The organism is Streptomyces sp. NPDC038200, from assembly GCF_055600785.1.
This window is the reverse complement of record NZ_JBVJYH010000022.1, coordinates 119,098-136,017: the sequence shown is the minus strand read 5'-3', so window position 1 is coordinate 136,017 and position 16,920 is coordinate 119,098. Positions and strand designations below refer to the sequence as shown.

Here is a 16,920-nt window from a genome sequence, read left to right as displayed (position 1 = left end):
TTCACTCCCCGGGGCCCGTGGTGTGTCCGGACGCGGGTCAGATCTCCCCAGCCGCCGTGGTGGTGAGCCAGTCGGCGGCTTGGGCGTCGGTCATCAGCGGCACCTGAGCGGGGTGGGCGTCGCCGTCCTGGACAACGTGAACGCGGCCCGGGAGCGGGCTGCTCTTGGAGGCGGGGTCGACTATCGAGGCGAGCCGCTGCCACATGCCGGCGCTGACCTGGGCGAGGATGACGGTGGAGAACTGCTCGCAGGCGCCGGGGATGAGGCGACCGCCGACGGTGGCGGGTCCGGCGTAGATGACGTGGATGCGGGCCGCGCGCCCCTCGTACGGAACGGCCTCGAGGGCGGCGATGGCCGGGGATCGCTACGGGTCGTCCTCCTGTCGGAACGTCTCCCAGTAGCGGGCGAGGTGCCGCAGCATGTCGTCGGCCCGGTCGATCACGACCATCAGCCGCGGCACACCGTCGAGATCGTCGAGGTCGGTGCGGCGCTCCAGCTCGGAGCCGAGGCCGACCAGGGGGTCATGGATGCCGGCGACGTTGTCGCGGTGCGTGACCGTCGGCAGGTCCTTTGATGGGCGCGGACTCCGGGAACTTGGCCACCAGCTCGAGGACTTTGGGCCCCTTGAAGAGGGCCTTCGCCGGGGGCTTGCGGGTCTTCTGGGTGATGCGGTCGGCGACGACGCCGCGGGAGAAGTCCCGGGTGCTTGGGCAGGTCGATCCGTATCTCCGCGTCGTCGTCGGAGAGGTCCTTCGGGATGAGGAGGTGGCGGCGCGGATCGTCTGCTCGGCCGGCCCGAGCGGCCGGTGGAGGGCTTCGTGCAGCGGGACGACCCACTCACGCCTCAGCTCCCGGCGCTCACGGGTCAGCACCATGTACGCCGCGGTGCCCACGGTCAGCACGCAGGCCCCGCCGATCCCGCCGCTGCGGGGCTCGGGGTCCGGCTGTCTGCCGTGGGGCCGTGACCACGTCTTTCTGGTCGGTGTCCTTGCCGTCGTTGTTCTTGTATGGCTTTGTTCACCTTCAGTGACAGCGTTTGTGGACCAGTTTGAGCGGCGGTTAGCGATCTCTGGGGCGATAGGTCTTCACGAGTTTTGACGGCGCTTCGTGTCAGTGATCTTGGCCTGCGGTCCGTGCGGAGCAGTCGTGTCCGTCGCCGGGCAGGCCCATGACGTTCAGCACAGGTTCCTCGCCCTCGGGGATCTCGAAGGTGAAGTTCGCTCCTGACGCGATCGCCGTGAGCGAGCACTGGTTGCCGAAGGTCAGCGGAGCATACGGCTCCCAGGAACAGCTGGCCCTGTCCAACGCGGAAACGACGTCCGCGTGCTTGAGCCCCGCCAGGAAGGTGCCCGTCCCCCCGACAACCGACGGAGGGAGTTCGACGACGTCACGCCAGGTCTGGACGCAGATAAGGGAAACCTTGCGGCAGCGGCAGACACTCAGCTCAAGGTCTCCGTAGGCGAAGAGCCGCGGCCACTTTCTGTTCCGGCTCATTGTTCCGATGTCCCACGGCTCGCCGAGTGCTGCGGTCACATCGTTCCAGTCGGCCCCGCTGAACACCGGGCCCAGCCGACCTGTCTTCGCCACGCTGGTCAGGACATCGAGAATCTCCACAGGCGGAGCCTGACAGGTGCCCTGACCAGCAGTCCAGCGATTCAGGGAGTCAGCCCGCTGCGGGTTGTTCGGTTCGTGCCCGGGTGCTGGCGAGGCGGTAGGAGTCGGTACCGGTCTCGATGATGGTGCCGTTGAAGGTGAGCCGGTCGACGATGGCCGCGCAGAGGCGAGGGTCGATGAAGGTCTTCGTCCAGCCACCGAACGACTCGTTCGAGGCGATCGCAACGCTGTTCTTCTCTTCGCCGTTCGGTCAGGACCTGGAAGAGGAGTTCGGCGCCTTGGCGGTCGAGTTCCGTGTAGCCGGGTTCGTCGATGCAGAGCTGGTCGGCGCGGCCGTAGCGGGCGATGGTCTTGTTCAGCTGCTTCTCGTCGGCTGCCTCGACCAGCTCGTTGACCAGCCTGCTCCTGCCCACCACCGGCGAGGTGGGCTGGGACCACACCACCACCGCCCAGATGGAGCCCTGGGCGGCGTGGAAGCACGTCGCCCTGGCCCCGCAGCGGTACACCTACCTGCCGCTGCCCCTGCGGGACAACATCACCTTCGGGCAGGGCGACAGCAGTGACGCCGCCGTCCTGATGGCCTGTGAGGCGTCCGGAGCCGCCGACATGCTGCCCGTTCTCCGGTCCGGCCTCGACACCCTGTTGACCTCCGAGTGGTTCGGTGGCCAGCAGCTGTCCGGCGGGCAGTGGCAGCGTGCGTGGTGCTCACTCGGGCCTTCCATCGCGACGCGGCTCTGCTGGTGATGGACGAGCCCACGGCCGCCCTGGACGCACGAGCTGAGCATCACGTCTGCACGGGACTGCGGGAGCTGGCTATGGACCGGGCCATCCTGTTGATCACGCACCGGCTCGCCAACGTCGCCGTGGCCGACCGGATCGTTGTGCTGGATCAGGGACGCCTGGTGCAGGAGGGGACCTACGCGCAGCTCACCCGCAAGCCGGGCCTCTTCCGGTCCCTCTGGGAACTTCAGCAGCGCGCCGGTGGTCGTGAGGGCGACACCGCGTGATCTCCAGCCCGCACAGGAATCGTCCGGGCCACCCTCGCTATCGGCGCGATCCTCCCCGTCGTCCCCGTCGTCCTGCTGCTGGCTTCCCCCATCCGCACGCTGCGGACGATCCCCGCCCGCGCGGCCGTGCCTCCCGCCGGTGAAGGAGCCCCGTCATGACCACCGCGTCCACCGCAGCCGCGACCTACTGCGAGCCGCTCTGGTCCCAGGGCCGCCGCTACCGACAGCTCCACGACACCGAAACCCGGCTGCTCATGCACCATCTCGGCACCGGCCGCGACCGCCCGGCGCTCGACATCGGCTGCGGCGACGGCTCGCTCGCCCGACGCCTCGCCGAACTCGGCTACCGCACGACCGGCATCGACTGCTCCCCCGACCGCCATCGCGCTCGCCGCAGCCCAGGACCCCGGGCCCGGCCGCGCGCCGGTGTGGCAGTGCATGGACATCACCACCGACGACCTCAGTTCCCTGCCGGAGCCGGCGTACGCGGTCATCACCTGCCGCCTCGTCTACCGGTGGATCGACGACAAGGCGGCCTTCCTCAACCGCGTCCGCCACCTCCTCGCCCCCGGGCGGGACCTTCTGGGTCGTCACCGAGATCCCCGGCCGCCGCCCCGCCACCGCCCACGTGCAGGGCCTCGGGATCACCCCGGCCCAGGCCGAACTCCTCATCGCCGGCTGGTCCGCCGTCCACACCGCCGACCTCGACGTCCTGCGCTGCTACGCCCTGCGCCCCTGACTCCCGCCCCGCGATCTGATGGAGGGACCGGTGACCACCGAGCAGGACACCGTCGCGATCTGGAACACCTACGCAAACCACCAACTCGCGCGAGGACTAAAGCTGCCCGAGCTGGTCCGGTGGGACTGGGGCATCCTCGGCTGGCCATCGGCTCCTGGCGGTTCTGGCCCCTGGACGGCCTGCCCGCCCCGCTGTTCGTACCAAGCGCCCAGTACCTGGCCTTCTGGAGGCCGGAGCTGCCGCTCGACCACCCGCCCGCCCACTCCCAGCGGTACGAGACCCCCGCCCGCGCGTAGCCCGGCGGCCACGCCCACCCGCGTTCGACCGGAAGGCTCCACCACCGTGACCCCTCCTCTCCCGGATGCGCCTGCTCCTTCGCTTCTTACCGTTCTGGCCCCCCCGGACGACGAAGCCCTGCTCGCTGGCGGAGTCCTCGCCCAGCACGCTGCCGCGGGCGCCCGCACTGCGGTCGTCACCGCCACCTGGACGGCCGACACCCACCGCATCCCCGAACTCGCCGATGCGCTCGACACCTTGGGGGCCGGCGCCCCGCGGCTGCTCGGCCACGCCGATGCCCGCAACCCCGCCTCCGCCCCTGGCGGCGCCGCACGCCTCGTCGACGCGCCCCTGGACGAGGCCGTCGGCCGCCTGGTCGCTCACATCCGCGCATTCCAGCCCGACATCGTGGTCGGCCACGACGCCCTGGGCCAGCTCACCGGGCACCCGGACCACCGGCGCGCCCACCAGATCACGCTCCTCGCCATCGAAGCCGCCGGCCTGCCGCGCCTGTATCCCGACGCCGGTCAGCCCTGGCAGCCGGCGGCCCTGTACGCGGCCACGCACCCGCAGTCCGGTGTGGACCTGCTCGGCCCGCTCCTTCAGAGCGTGGACAAGACGGTCCTCGCCGTGCCGGACGCGTACGTGACCCGCGACCGTCGATGTCTCCCCGTGGGCCGCGCTGAAGTGGCGCGCGATCCTCGCCCACCGCAGCGAGGTTGCCCGCGTAGGGCCTTCGCCCGGCCTCCTCGCCTGCCTGCCCGAAGTCGAACGCAACAAGATCATCCACACCGAGTTCTTCACCCGGCTCTCCCCGGCCCCCGCGCCGGGCGACCCTCACCGGCTCATCGCCTGACTGGCCCGCGCCCCACCCCTATCGAATCCGCGGGCACGGCGCTGCTTCGGGTCAAGAATTGGATCCCTTGTGGGTCCCTTTCGGCAAGGAGGGTGGACGAGGGGTCGGGCCCGGGACGATCGTGAACGACATGAGCGACCAACGCGTTGTACCTGTCGCGGCCCATGAGCCGCCCTACTACGCCGTCGTCTTCACCTCCCTGCGCACCGAGGCGGACGGCGGATACGGCGAGACCGCCCAGCGCATGGGCGAGCTGGTGAAGGAGGTTCCCGGGTTCCTCGGCGAGGACTCCGCCCGCACGCCCGGCGGGCTCTCCGTCACCGTCGCCTACTTCCGGGATCTGGCCGGGATAGAGGAATGGCGCAACCACACCGAGCACCAGGCCGCCAAGGCGTACGGGCGCGAGCACTGGTACGAGCGGTACTCCCTGCACATCGCCAAGGTCGAGCACAGCCACGGCTTCGAGCGGGGCGGCGCATGACCGCAGGGAGCGAAGCGGACGAGATCCGCGGGTTCTGGAAGCGGCTCCTGCATCGAAACCATGCTCGGCGACGAAAACACACAGGTTCATCAATTACATCGAAGTGGCCTACATCGCGCCGGTGAACGAGGCTCAGTCGACCTGGCAGGAGCTGCTCGTCCGAACCGTTGGTGGCCGTCCCACTCCTTCGAGGCCACCATCGCACGCCACCACAGAGGAGGCGCACGAAGTGAACACATGGACTTGACAGGGAACTGTGTTCTTGTGTCCGTGAGACGCGGATTTCCGGCGGGCCCGCGGTGCTGTGGGTGGGATTCCCCCTGGACTCTCTGATCTGGACCCGGCCCGGCGGCGAGCCGAAGTGGTACCGGACCTACCCCACCCTCCGCCGCGGCTTCTGTCCCGGCTGCGGCACGCATCTGGTGTCCGTGGCCGACGGCTCCAGCACGGTCATGGTGACCGGCTTCAGCCTCAACGACCAGAGCGGCATCGAACCGCTTGGCCACTCCTACCGCGAGAACGCCGCGCCCTGGATGCGCATCACCCTCGCGCCGGCCCCGGCACCCGACAGCAACGAGACCTCGGCGCCGGACGCGCGCCGGAGCGGAACCTGCTGACACCCCAAGGAGCCTGATGAAGACGGACACCACTGGCGCGCCCACACCTCCGGCCAACCTGTTCCCACAGCAGGTGCGCTGCCAGATACCCGTCTGTGGCGTCCCGGACCGCACCATCCCGACTCCGCCCGTACCCCCGACCCGGAAGACGTCGCTGCGCTGTACCCGCAGCTGCGCAAAGCGTTCGAGGACGGCAAGAACGAACCCGGCGCCGCCGACTTCTACTACGGTGAATGCGACATGCGCCGCCACGACCTGGCCGGTACCACGCATGGTGAACGCCGCCTGCTGTGGGGGTACTGGCTGCTGTCCGGCTACGGCCTGCGCGCCTCCCGCGCCTTCACCTGGCTCCTCGCCGCCATGTCCCTGACCGTGCTGCTCCTGATGGGCTTTGGACTGCGACCCCGATCCCGCCACCACCGGCACCCTCACCGGCAGCAAGATCAGCCTTCACACCGGTACGCCCGACCCCACCCTGCCCAGCGGCGGCAGGACACAGCGCATGACCCTGGCGCGAGTGTCCCGTGCCACTGGATCTTGACCGTTTGCCATCGGACTTTGAGGACGCGAGTTTGTGTCATCGGAGTGTGATCACCGCAGGTCAGCGACTCAGCGCACCTTCGGTGCGCGCCGGGGGCGTGGTAAAACCCGTGGCGCGCTGGAGGTGTTTCTGTCTGCCCTGACGGCCATCTGCACGGGTGCAGCCTGTCGTCACCGTTCCGTCACAATAGTCGTCGCACGGAACCCTGCCGCTCTCCCGCCCTGTCTGCACTCACGTACCACGACCACGCGTACCGCGGGGCAACAACCGACGACCGAAACCCGCGGACGAGACGACTCAGGGGGACGACAGCATGCGTCACAGCAACGGCATTCGCAGGGCGGCTCTGGCGACGACGGCGGTCACGGCCGTCGCGGCGGCGGTGACCGGTATCCTGCCCGGCACCGCCATGGCGGCGAGCACCACCACCTCCACCCCGCCGCCCGCCTGCCCGGCCTCCGCCCTCCAGGTCAGCGCCTGGCAGGCCGTCCACCGGCCCGTCGGGACCGGGACCGGGGCGGCGGTCGTGCAGTTCACCAACGTCTCCCGGAGGACGTGCGTCCTGAAGGGGCATCCGACGGTCGCGGGCGCCGGCAACGGCTCCCCCGCCCACAACACCCCGCTCAAGGTCACCCCCACCGGCAGGGCGGCCACCGTGACGGTCCGGCCGCACGGCAAGGCGTGGGTGAAGCTGACCTTCGTCCAGGTCCAGGGGGAGGCCGACGGCTACTGCGTGTCGGGCAAGGACCCGGTGACCTATCCGACGATGGTCATCGGGCTGCCGCACTCCGGGAAGCACCAGGTCGCCCTGAACGACGGGGTGTGGGCCGAGTGCGACAACAAGGTGACCGCCACCCCGGTCTCGGCGGTCAAGCCTTCCTGACCCCACCGTCCCCACAGATCGAGCAGCCTGCACGACGATCGCAAGGCTCTGACCTGAACGTTTACGAGGAACTGCACATAAGTGCAGGTCAGCGACTCGGCGCACCTTCGGTGCGCCGAGTCGCTGACCTGCGGTGTTCAAACTCCGATGACACAACTCGCGTCCGTCGAAATCCGAGGGCAAACGGTCAAGATCCAGTGGCACGGGACACGACCCACCTGCTGCTCCCGGTTGCCGTATCCCCTGTCCCGGCTCAGGCGATCTGGTCCGTTGGTGCTGCTGTCGGTGAGGGGTGGCAGGCTGCGCCCATGAGGTATGACCTTGCCGTGGGAGGGCGAGCGGCCGGCGGATGACGCCGCTGCGGCCCGGTGCTTCACCGATCTGTACGACCGGTACATCGACACGCAGGAGCCTGCGGTTCCCCCGGTGGAGCGAATAGCGGCCTTCGTCTCTGCGCTCATGGAACGGTGGCCGGATCTCACCGAGGACGAGGACGACATCTCGCCGTGGTCGACCGGTCCGTTGATCAGGGAGGCCCGCGGCCCGCTGATCTACTTCCCCATGCGCTGGAGCATGGCGGTGGAGGCATCTGCCTGCGCGGCGGGGGTTGCTTCGTCAATGGGCCTCAACTGCTTCGACACGCAGGCAAGGCAACTCCGGCCCTGACGATGGCCCGGGAGCGGTCAGGACTCCCCTGGCCTGCGTCGACCAGATAGTTTGAGACGGGTTGCCACCCTTTCGCGTGACGGTATCCGGCTCTCGGCAACAGGGGTCCGCAGGGTGCTCCACCCTCGCAGTGACGGGGACGATCCCGGCAGGGCGGAGGTGTTCGTGGACGGGTCCGCAGTGGTGGCCTCGGCCCGGGAGTACGCCTCGGGCCGGACAGCCCCTCACCAAGATCTTCATGAGCCTTCTAGTCGGCGTTCTTCTGCCGGGCCTGCTTGTGACGAAGCTCTTCGGCGTGACGGGACTTGTTCGATCGCTTGTTGTGAGGGTGCGCTTTCTTCTTGCCACGCGATGCCGTGTCGGGCGTTGCGGCGACTCCACTGCCTGGTGTGCCTTGTCCGGTGTTGTGTACGGGTGGGGCCGTGGTGCCGTGGGCGCCTATGTCGGCAGCGGGCTCCTGGTTCGAGACAGCGGGGGCAGAGCCGGAGGCCTGATCGGTACCGGGGTCGCGCAGTTGTCCGGAGGGGAGGTCGCGGCTGGAGGGTTTGGCAGGGGCAGAGCCCTCCTCGTCGCTGAGAGCGGAGGCGCCTGGTGTGTCGGCTTTCGCGGAGGGGCTGCTCACCGCCCGTGCCGCCATGTGATGCGAAGTGCCGTCGGATACGGCAAGAGTGGAGGCCACGGCAGCCGCCAGCACGGCGGCCGTACCGGCGACCAGGCGACGTCCGCGCGCGGGCGCGGCCTTTGATGCGGCCGTGCTGGTGGCGTACGACGCGTGCGGGTGCGTGAAGTCAGCCCGCACCGGAGCCTGTCGGGGCACCTGGCTGGTGATGTTGGCCGGGGGTGGGACGGGCCTGGGACCGATCGCGCCGGCCAGGGCGGCCAGCGTCCGGGCGCAGTCGGGGGCTGATGGTCGGGCCTGCGCGTCCAGGGCGGTCATGTTCACCAGCAGGGCAGCGAACTCCTCCGGTAGGGAGTCGGGCATTCCGGGCTGCCGGTGGAGCCGCGCGATTGCGGCCTCCAAGGGAGCACCGTCGTATTCGAGTCGGCTCGTGACGCATTCGAGGAGCACCAGCCCGAGGGCGTAGACATCGGCGGACGGGCCGACGGACTGGCCGAGCACCTGCTCGGGAGACAGATAGGCGGCCGTGCCGACGAGTGTGCCGGTAGTGGTACAGGTGGTGGCGTCCAGGAGCCGGGAGATACCGAAGTCGGTCAGGTGGGGGCGGCCGGACGCGTCCAGAATGATGTTCGAGGGTTTCACGTCGCGGTGAACGATCCCTGCTTCGTGAGCGTGGGCCAGGGCACGTGCGAGGTCGGCTCCGAGGGCAGCGGTTTCCCTGGACGTCAGGGGGCCCGCGGCGATGCGCGCCTTCAACGTAGGGCCTTCGATCAGCTCCATCACCAGATGGGCACGCCCGTCATGCCGGCCGGCATCGTAGACGGTGACCAGCCCGGGGTGCCGCAACCGGGCAAGGATCACGGCCTCGTTGTGGAAGCCGTCCTCCGTGTCACCACCGGTACCGGCACGAAAGACCTTGACGGCCACCGGTCGTTTCAGACGCAGGTCGAAGCCACGGTGGACGTCGCCGGCGCCACCCGAGCCGATGACCGCGTCCAGGCGGTACCGTCCGCCCAGCACTGGTGCGGAACACCGGAACGGCGTCAAAGCCGACTGGTGCAGCCTCATGTCATCTCCTACTGCTTCCCCAGGTACTGCCCACAGGTGCGCCTCCAAGGTGGTGCCGCACCCGCGTACCCAGGTGGTGCCGGAGTACCCCTGCATCACTTTCCGCGGCCCCACCGCTGAGTCTGTCGGTGCGCTCGTAGGTCACGCACGTCCGATGCCTGCACCGCATCAGCAAGGGTCCGCGAACAGGGCCATCGAGCTCGTGCACGGTCGGCGGTGAGACGTGGCCTGCTGCCCAGCCAGTTGTTGACCGGCCTGCCCTGGGCACTCTGGTGGCTGGTGGTGTGCACGCCCTGACGGTGCACCGGGCGGTGACCGGGTCGCTGGTCAACTCTGCCCGCCAGATCTCGGCCACGGGCGGCGTCGTGGTTCTGGTCACGGTGGTCGGCGGCTCTTAGGTCGGTGTGACCGCACATCACGACTTCCGGATCGCATGAGCGCAGGCGCCGTACTGAGCCTGGCGACGTCAGCGCTCGGTGTGCACCTCGGCCGTGGCGGCGGCCCGGACCAGGCGGCGTCCGCCGCGTCGAAGGAGCACGAGGTGACCCTTGCTACTCGCTTTCGGGTGAGTACTTCCCCCGCGGTGGGGCGGCGTGTGCCGGCGGTTCGCTGCCTCGGGCCAGCGCTCCCAAGGGTCCGGTAGCCGGTGGGCCGTCAACATGGTGCATCTCGCCCTCCTTGTTTCTCAGTGGAGTTCACCCGGTGAAGCCGCCGTGTGCCGAAGGGGCGGGCATCAAGGCCCGCCCCCTCTTCAGTACCTGTGGATCACCAGCCGATGCCGAGCGTCAGCCCGGTCGGCGGGTTCGCGTTGCCCAGGATCTGCACCGACGACTGGTCGTTGATGTCGTCGTAGGGGAAGGCATAGGCACGCTTGTCGAGACCGACGGTGTGCAGGAAGGCGGCGTAGTCGTTCTTGATGCCTGCGGTGTAGTAGGCGGACGGGGTGTACCAGACCGAGGTGTCGAGGGCCACGCCCCGGTTGAACGCGGCGCAGAACTCCGCGCCGAGTTGCTTCTCCGGGTCGCTGCCCGAGGCCAGCGCGCCCGCGCAGGCCACGACGTCCGGGGAGGACGGCTTGGCCAGTGTGTAGGGACCGGCGCCGTTCTTGGTGAAGGTGAGGGTGTTCCCGGAGACCTGTCCCGAGAAGGTCTCACCGAGCCGGGTGAGCTTGAAGGGGTGGGCGGCGTAGTAGGACCAGGTCTGATCGACGTACGCCTGGAGGTAGTTCGCCTGGGAGCCGCCCGCGAGGAAGAGGCTGGAGGAGCGCGGGGCGACGATACGGTACGTGTTCTGCAGCGGTCTGAAGGCCGCGCCCACCGAGGCGGCGTACTGCGACATGACCTGGGCGCGGGTCAGCGTGATGCCCCGCGTGGTGTCGTAGCCGCTGGAGATCTGCGTCAGCCGCGAGGTCATCGGGAAGCCGAACTGGTCGACCTGCGTGGTGTTGCCGCCGAAGGACACCTGTCCGAAGACGTACGTGTACTCGTACCAGTCGTAGTAGACGTCCGTGTTGGGGTCGTTCGGATTGCGCAGGTCGGGGCCGCCCCAGCCCTGGTCGTCCGGGGACACCGGGATGTACAGCGGGGAGCCGAGGGACACGTAGATCCGTCCGCCGCGGATCGATGTGGGTGAAGGCACCGAGCCGCCCGACTGGGCCAGCGTGAACGACATGTTCGGGTAGTTCACGCCGTTCTTGGTCAGGTGGCCGGGCGCGGTGGCGTCCAGGTGATTGATGTGCGTCATCGTCCCGTCGGACTTCATGTACGACCACTGACCGGGCGTCACCTGGCCGAGCACGGTGACGTAGATCTGTGAGTTCCCGTACGTGCCACGGGTGTTGTTCTGGAACGAGATCGGGAAGCTGCCGGTACCGCCGCCACCGCCGTCACCTCCGCCTCCGCTGCCGACGGTGTAGGCGAAGTGCGGGGTGTCGTAGAGCGGGCCGCTCTTCTCGTACGTGAACCAGTACTCCAGTGTGAAGCCGCCCGGCAGGCCGCTGACGCTCTGCTGCCAGGTGCCCGCGTTGTTCGTCATCCGGAAGTTCTGCTGTCCGGCGGTCGGCGACAGGTAGTGCACATCGACAAGGGATGCGGGTGCGGCCGGCTTGAACCAGATCTGGACCGAGCCGGTGCCTGCCGGGGTGACCCCTTGGGTGTAGTCGGCGGCGGCCCTCGCGGGCGCCGCCCCGGCCAGGCCGAGTGCCAGCACCGTGAGGAGGGCGGTCAGGACGGCCGTCACCAGCCGCCCGGCCCCGGGGCCGAGCGCTCCGGACCTGGCCGCGGAGTGTGTGGTCATCGGTCGACTCCCTTGTCAGTGGCTGAAGTCGAACCAGTTGACGTTCACGAAGTCGGCCGGCTGCCCGCTGGTGAAGGTCAGATAGACGTCGTGCGTTCCAGTGACGGAGCTGATGTTCGCGGGCACCGTCCGCCAGGCCTGCCAGCCGCCGGTGTCGGCCACCGCGAAGCTGCCGATCGGCGCGCTCGTACGGCTGTCGAGGCGCACCTCGACCAGTCCGCTGACACCGCCCGCCGCGCCGCTCGCGACCCGGCCGTAGAACTGCCTGGCCGCCGTGGAACCGAAGTCGACGCCCTTGTACAGCGCGTAGTCGCCGTTCGCGAGCGTGCTGATGTTCTGGCCGCCGCCCGTGTCGGTGGTGGTCTCGGTGCCGACGCCGGCCTGGCCGTCGTACGACTCGGCCTGGATCGCGCTGTACGCGTCACGGTTGCCGGACGGCGGTGGGGTCGTGGGCGGCGGGGTGGTGCCGCCGCCGGCCGACCGGAGCACCTGGACGTAGTCGACCACGAGCGGGTGACCAGGGTCGGTGCCGCCGTCGGGCCCGCCACCGAAGGCCGCCGGGAACTCGCCGCCCATCGCGACGTTCAGGATGATGAAGTAGCCGTGGTTCGTGGCGTTGGCCCAGGTCGTCGCGTCGACCTGATTCTGCCTGACCGTGTGGAAGTTGACGCCGTCGAGGTAGAAGCGCATCTCCTCGGGGCTGGTCGACCTGTCCCACTCGACGGCGTAGGTGTGGAAGCCGCCCTGGCAGGTCGTGCCCGCGCAGGCCTTCTGGCCGCCGATGCCGGACTTCTCGTTGCAGGGGCCGCCCGGGCTGGTGCCGCAGTGCATCGTGGCCCACTCGTTGTTGATGCCCTGGACGTTCTCCATGATGTCCAGTTCGCCCACGCCGGGCCAGTTCCACCAGTTGCCGCGGTAGGGGGCGCCCAGCATCCAGAAGGCCGGCCAGTAACCCTTGGCGGCGGCGCCGGTCACGTTCGGCATCTGGAGGCGGGCCTCGACGCGCAGCTTGCCGCCGGCGGGCGGCTGGAAGTCGGAGCGGTTCGTCTCGACACGGCCGGACGTCCAGTTGCCCGCGGTGTCGCGCCGTGGGGTGATCCTGAGGTTTCCGGCACCGTCGAGCGAGACGTTGCTGGTGCTGGAGGTCATCGTCTCGACCTCCCCGGTGCCGAAGCCGGCGGGCCCGCCGGGGTAGCTCGTGCCCGTCGTGTACTGCCAGTTGGCCGTGTTGATGCCCGATCCGGCGGGCCCGTCGAAGTCGTCGAGGAAGACCTGGGACCAGCCGGACGGTGGGGTGGGGGCGGACGCGTCCGCGGGGAGGGCGGCGGCCGTGGCGACGGCTGCGGCCAGGCCGAGTGTGCCGAGCACGGCGACGAGCGCCCGCCCGAGGGGGCGCCGTGTGGGTATGCCGGAGGTTGCGCTCATGGGGAGGCCTCTCGGGTACGGAGGGATGTGCGCGGGTGCTCTTGAGAGCGCTCTCAAGGCGCGATCACTGTGCTCTCGCACCCTCCGACCGTCAAGAGTTAAAACAAAGAAAGTCTTTCCGGCGCAGGGGAGTTCACCCGGTGAAGGCGCAAACGGGCTGGAGCGCGCTGCCGTCCTTCCAGTCCGCCCAGGACAGGTTCCGGCCGTTCAGGCCGTTCGACGGGTCCACGGTCCTCTCGCCCGAGTTCTTCACGATCACCACGTCGCCGAGCATCGAGCTTTCGTAGAACCTGTAGCCCGCCACGGAGCTGTCGTTCGCGCCCTTGGCGTCGTGCAGGCCGACGCAGCCGTGGCTGGTGTTCTCGTGTCCGACACCGTGGTGGCCGCAGACTCGCTGCTCCACCCGCAGGTGCGCCAGCCCGACGGTGCCCGCATCTACGACCTCCTCACCCAAGGAAGGCAGCCGGGCTCCTCGGGTTCGCGCCATTTCGGCCGGTCCTGGGCGTCGAGGACGTAATTCTGCACGAAGATCTGCCGCAGGGCCTGGACCTGCTCGCCGTCGCGGAGGGCGGGTAGGTAGCGGTGGACGTAGCGCGGGAGCAGGCGTGCGTCCTCGCCGGTCTCCTTGATCCGGGTCTTCGGCTTGGACGGGTTCTTCCCGAGCCGGGCCGCGCGTCCCTAGCGCTTGGCCCACTCTTCGTTCACCAGCGCGACCAGCTCGTGCGGCGCCCGGCGGGCGAGTTCCTCCAGGGCGGCTCGCATGGCCTCGGTCACCAGCTCCAGGCGGTTCAGGTCGCGGACCGCGGCCAGGACGTGGGTGGAGTCGGTGCGCCGCCGGCCGCGCTCGCGGACCAGGCCGACGGCCCGGATCTTCTCTGGCGCGAGGTCCAGCAGCTTGTCGGTTCGGCCCTCCACGGCCAGGCGCGCGCGGAAGTCGGTGAGAACGCTGTGGTGGAACCCGGGGTCCTCCAGCTCCACGCCCAAGGCGTACTTGAAGTCGATGCGGTTGCGTACGGACTCGGCAGCCTGCCGGTCGGACAGTCCCAGCAGGAACTGCAACACGGACACCGTCGCCAACTGAGCAGGTGACAGGCCCGACTTGCCGTCCCTGGGATACCACTCCTCGAAGTCCTCATCACTCCACAGGCCGTTGAGGTGGTCACGGATGGCCATGGCCGTGGTGCCGCGCGGGTTGCGCGCCCGCGCCACCCGCACCGTCAGCTCGGGAACCACACAGCCGGTACGGGAGCGAACGCACATCTCGGACCTCCGAAGTCGCGGGGCCCAACCGTGCCTTCGCACCGGCAGCCGAGTCCGCTGATCTCGGGGCGCTCTCCACAAACGAGTGAACCGCCAACACCCCACCCGGCACCGCAGCAACACGGGCATCACCAACCACGAACGTTCCGTTCGCCCAACGGTCACCATGCCCACAAGGGACTATCCGGCGGTCGGCCGACGGGTCGATCAGGCATCTGACCAGGACGAACACATCGCTCGGGTAGAGCGCTCACCCTGCTCAGACATACCGGATTCCAAGATCCCCGACAGCGTCAGGCAGTCAGCGCCCGGCGGACAGCACCAGGTTCCGGCGACTTCCGTCCCGGCCCGGCCGCCGGGCCGAAGGCGGGTGCGGCGCGGCGGGCCCGGCCGCCGCGCAACCGGCTGAGTGCGCCCGGCCCCCGGCCGCGGCCGTGCCGCCCATCCCGCCCCGGCGGCGGCCAGGAGCGGGCCCCGGCCGTGGAGGGCCTGCGCGATCGGCGTCATCATCACCAGGCTGACCGGCAGCTGGACGGCGGCCAGGTGGTGCTGTCCGCCGGCGGCTTCGGCGGCCAGGGCGAGCAGCTCCCCCACCGTGAACGCCTCCTCCTCCAGACCCGCCCACGTCGCGACGCCGTACCCCGCCACATGCCCAGCCGCGACCTCATCCTCCCGGACGGCGAAGGCGTCCCGGATCACGCGGTGCAGGGCGGGGCGGTCGCCAGGGTAGGCGCGCTCGGGGTTGTACGGCAGGACCAGGTCCAGGCGGTCGCACCCGAGCTGCTCGCGGTTGCGGCCGGTCTGCCAGCGCACGTAGTCGGGGGCCAGGCTGTGCCCGGCGGCGGCCTGGTCCTGGTCGAGGACACCGTCGTTCACGGCGTCGGTGCCGGTGGCCGCGGTGAAGTACCCCGTCTTGGTGGAGACGTTCAGCGACGGAACAGACAAGGGAGGCACCACGTGAGCACCGATCAGCCGGGCGCCGACGCGTACGGCCAGGAGCCGGCCCGCATCAGCCACCACCAGCACGAGGCCACCGACGCTCGGTTCACGGTCTTCCAGGCCATGGACGCCGCCGGAATCGGACACGAGCAGGCCGACGACATCGTGTCGAAGCTGGAGGCCGGGGCGGTGGTCGGCGCCCGCACCTGGATCTCCGAGAGCAGCCCCCTGGGCGCGGGGCGGAGCAGCAGTTCGAGGACGGCTGGTTCGCCGGCGTCCGCGACGTCGCCGGCTACCTGCTACGCATCGCCGACACCACCGCCACCACCGCCACCACCCAGCGGGGACGCGCCGCCTCCCACGCCCTGCTGCCCGCCCACCTCCGGCAACCGACTGTCCCGCCCCGGCGAGCAGAGGCACCGGTCGAGGAACCGAGCCGTCGGCCGCGGCGGCCGCGGCTCTCGACGGGGAGGGAGCCCGGGCAGCAGCACTGCGTTGCACCTGGGCCTTGAGCGACCCGGGCCACTGATTCCTGCCCGACGCGTCGGACGAGGTCCTGGCCGTGGCTCCTCGAATCGGTGCCGGCCGCGCTACGGGGGAGGTGGTGAGGCAGGTGCTCTACTGATCGTTCAGCATGGAGAGCGACCCGGTGCAGCCGTGCCAGGTACCGTCCGCCGAGTCGTAAACGCATGCTGCGTAGTCGACTGAGCTGCCCCTGCCTCCGTAGGCATTGGCAGAGGAGTTCTCATAGAAGTCCTTGTTGCAGTGACCCCATTGACCGGAACCCAGCTTGTTCACGCATGAGCCCTGGCGATAAAGTTTCCAGTTACCGCTCGAATCGGCCAGGTAATTGTCCCAGGAGTTGGTGGCCGAGTGGCCGTCGGCGCTGGTGTCCTTTACCCACAGAACGTCGCCGTAACGCGCGAAGCAGGCCTCAGAGCCCGTCCTGGAAATGGCGTTGGCGAGACAGTCCTGAGGTGGGGTGCCGCCCGACACCGCTGTGTCCCACTCGTAGGCCTGCACAGCGGGTGTCGCAGTCGCCGGTACTGCGGCCGAGGCGGGCCCCGGCATCAGGAGCAGTCCTCCCAGTGCCGTCAGACCGGCCGCGGATGCCAAAACGGGAAGGCGTAATCCCATCGATTTCATTCCCTCCTGCAAGCTCATTGGCGCCGCACTATAGTGGCGCGGCAACATTCGGGGTGCGAGGCGAGAACCGGTCAATTAGACGTCAAGGAATTCGACGACCCGCCGCGATGATCGGGCTATGACGGATCGCAGCCCGCTGGGCGCCGGAGAGCACCGGTCTGAACACCCTCAACCCCGCCGGGACCTCACCCCACGCGCCCGACTCCCCCGCCCCGCCCCCTTCCGCCCGCGCAAGACCGACACGGACCACCGTGCCGCCGCGCAGCCCTCGGAAGGATCAGAAGTGCCGTTCTCAAGGCAGTGGAACGGAGCGGGGCGGCCGCCCCCTGACAGCCACGCCGCAACAGATACCGCCCCACGGCAGTGGCCCCACCCTTCCTCGACACCTGACCATCGAAAACACCCAGCTCTGATGTGCCGTCACTGACACCACCCACCGACACCAGACCGGCACATCGCACGTAGGAGACTCCGGATGTCTCGGGACC

General features: G+C 69.4%; 13 protein-coding genes and 5 pseudogenes. 9 read left to right on the top strand and 9 right to left on the bottom strand.

Translation table 11 applies throughout. The features are described from left to right. Positions 1-112 precede the first annotated feature (112 nt). On the top strand, positions 113-574 hold the full coding sequence (locus ACZ7KF_RS34280; RefSeq protein ID WP_471084022.1) for a hypothetical protein: 462 nt from the start codon (positions 113-115) through the stop codon (positions 572-574). Then, a complete protein-coding gene (locus ACZ7KF_RS34275; RefSeq protein ID WP_471084019.1) occupies positions 574-1,098 on the top strand; it encodes a hypothetical protein in 525 nt (174 codons plus the stop codon). The genes ACZ7KF_RS34280 and ACZ7KF_RS34275 overlap by 1 nt, the downstream gene beginning before the upstream one ends. A 12-nt stretch (positions 1,099-1,110) precedes the next feature. Here the strand turns inward: ACZ7KF_RS34275 and ACZ7KF_RS34270 are convergent, their stop codons facing one another. After that, complete coding sequence (locus ACZ7KF_RS34270) at positions 1,111-1,614, bottom strand: hypothetical protein (protein WP_471084016.1); 504 nt, start codon at positions 1,612-1,614, stop codon at positions 1,111-1,113. Positions 1,615-1,663: 49 nt separating this feature from the next. Next, positions 1,664-2,018, bottom strand: a pseudogene (locus ACZ7KF_RS34265) (ATP-binding protein); the annotation flags it as partial. On the opposite strand from ACZ7KF_RS34265, the pseudogene ACZ7KF_RS34260 reads away from it, so the two are divergent. The 7 genes and pseudogenes from ACZ7KF_RS34260 to ACZ7KF_RS34230 form a co-directional block, all read left to right on the top strand. Next, positions 1,984-2,621, top strand: a pseudogene (locus ACZ7KF_RS34260) (ATP-binding cassette domain-containing protein); the annotation flags it as partial. The pseudogenes ACZ7KF_RS34265 and ACZ7KF_RS34260 sit on opposite strands and share 35 nt — an antisense overlap. A gap of 155 nt (positions 2,622-2,776) precedes the next feature. Then, positions 2,777-2,968: pseudogene (locus ACZ7KF_RS34255) on the top strand (class I SAM-dependent methyltransferase); the annotation flags it as partial. Between the two features lie 734 nt (positions 2,969-3,702). Continuing rightward, positions 3,703-4,492: pseudogene (locus ACZ7KF_RS34250) on the top strand (PIG-L deacetylase family protein). A gap of 130 nt (positions 4,493-4,622) precedes the next feature. Continuing rightward, the gene (locus tag ACZ7KF_RS34245) at positions 4,623-4,973 is read left to right on the top strand and encodes an antibiotic biosynthesis monooxygenase family protein (protein ID WP_362267588.1); all 351 of its coding nucleotides are present in this window, start codon (positions 4,623-4,625) and stop codon (positions 4,971-4,973) included. A gap of 308 nt (positions 4,974-5,281) precedes the next feature. Next, complete coding sequence (locus ACZ7KF_RS34240; RefSeq protein WP_471084013.1) at positions 5,282-5,590, top strand: GFA family protein; 309 nt, start codon at positions 5,282-5,284, stop codon at positions 5,588-5,590. An 854-nt stretch (positions 5,591-6,444) separates the two neighbouring features. Further along, entirely contained in the window at positions 6,445-7,014 is a 570-nt protein-coding gene (locus tag ACZ7KF_RS34235) for a DUF4232 domain-containing protein (RefSeq protein WP_471084010.1), read from the top strand. Positions 7,015-7,329: 315 nt separating this feature from the next. Next, positions 7,330-7,680, top strand: a complete 351-nt coding sequence (locus ACZ7KF_RS34230; protein ID WP_471084007.1) for a hypothetical protein — start codon at positions 7,330-7,332, stop codon at positions 7,678-7,680. 247 nt (positions 7,681-7,927) lie between these two features. Here the strand turns inward: ACZ7KF_RS34230 and ACZ7KF_RS34225 are convergent, their stop codons facing one another. The 7 genes and pseudogenes from ACZ7KF_RS34225 to ACZ7KF_RS34195 all read right to left on the bottom strand — a co-directional run bounded on the left by ACZ7KF_RS34225 (position 7,928) and on the right by ACZ7KF_RS34195 (position 16,450). After that, positions 7,928-9,367, bottom strand: coding sequence for a serine/threonine-protein kinase (locus tag ACZ7KF_RS34225; RefSeq protein ID WP_471084005.1), 1,440 nt, complete (start codon positions 9,365-9,367; stop codon positions 7,928-7,930). Positions 9,368-10,132: 765 nt separating this feature from the next. Then, on the bottom strand, positions 10,133-11,662 hold the full coding sequence (locus ACZ7KF_RS34220; RefSeq protein WP_471084002.1) for a glycoside hydrolase family 64 protein: 1,530 nt from the start codon (positions 11,660-11,662) through the stop codon (positions 10,133-10,135). 15 nt (positions 11,663-11,677) lie between these two features. After that, positions 11,678-13,087 carry a glycoside hydrolase family 16 protein gene (locus ACZ7KF_RS34215; RefSeq protein WP_471083999.1) on the bottom strand — a complete coding sequence of 470 codons (1,410 nt, stop codon included), beginning with the start codon at positions 13,085-13,087 and terminating at the stop codon, positions 11,678-11,680. A gap of 133 nt (positions 13,088-13,220) precedes the next feature. Then, a pseudogene (locus ACZ7KF_RS34210) lies at positions 13,221-13,457 on the bottom strand (hypothetical protein); the annotation flags it as partial. A gap of 308 nt (positions 13,458-13,765) precedes the next feature. Next, complete coding sequence (locus ACZ7KF_RS34205; RefSeq protein ID WP_471083997.1) at positions 13,766-14,347, bottom strand: transposase; 582 nt, start codon at positions 14,345-14,347, stop codon at positions 13,766-13,768. 207 nt (positions 14,348-14,554) lie between these two features. After that, positions 14,555-15,292, bottom strand: coding sequence for an aldo-keto reductase family protein (locus ACZ7KF_RS34200; protein WP_471083995.1), 738 nt, complete (start codon positions 15,290-15,292; stop codon positions 14,555-14,557). Between the two features lie 612 nt (positions 15,293-15,904). Further along, positions 15,905-16,450, bottom strand: coding sequence for a hypothetical protein (locus ACZ7KF_RS34195; RefSeq protein WP_471083993.1), 546 nt, complete (start codon positions 16,448-16,450; stop codon positions 15,905-15,907). Between the last annotated feature and the right edge of the window lie 470 nt (positions 16,451-16,920).

Excerpts from the sequence above, each read along its gene's own strand:
- ACZ7KF_RS34215 (WP_471083999.1), bottom strand. The coding sequence starts at position 13,087 with ATGAGCGCAACCTCCGGCATACCCACACGGCGCCCCCTCGGGCGGGCG.
- ACZ7KF_RS34275 (WP_471084019.1), top strand. The coding sequence starts at position 574 with ATGGGCGCGGACTCCGGGAACTTGGCCACCAGCTCGAGGACTTTGGGC.
- ACZ7KF_RS34230 (WP_471084007.1), top strand. The coding sequence starts at position 7,330 with ATGACCTTGCCGTGGGAGGGCGAGCGGCCGGCGGATGACGCCGCTGCG.
- ACZ7KF_RS34225 (WP_471084005.1), bottom strand. The coding sequence starts at position 9,367 with ATGAGGCTGCACCAGTCGGCTTTGACGCCGTTCCGGTGTTCCGCACCA.
- ACZ7KF_RS34195 (WP_471083993.1), bottom strand. The coding sequence starts at position 16,450 with ATGAGCTTGCAGGAGGGAATGAAATCGATGGGATTACGCCTTCCCGTT.
- ACZ7KF_RS34235 (WP_471084010.1), top strand. The coding sequence starts at position 6,445 with ATGCGTCACAGCAACGGCATTCGCAGGGCGGCTCTGGCGACGACGGCG.
- ACZ7KF_RS34205 (WP_471083997.1), bottom strand. The coding sequence starts at position 14,347 with ATGTGCGTTCGCTCCCGTACCGGCTGTGTGGTTCCCGAGCTGACGGTG.
- ACZ7KF_RS34220 (WP_471084002.1), bottom strand. The coding sequence starts at position 11,662 with ATGACCACACACTCCGCGGCCAGGTCCGGAGCGCTCGGCCCCGGGGCC.
- ACZ7KF_RS34245 (WP_362267588.1), top strand. The coding sequence starts at position 4,623 with ATGAGCGACCAACGCGTTGTACCTGTCGCGGCCCATGAGCCGCCCTAC.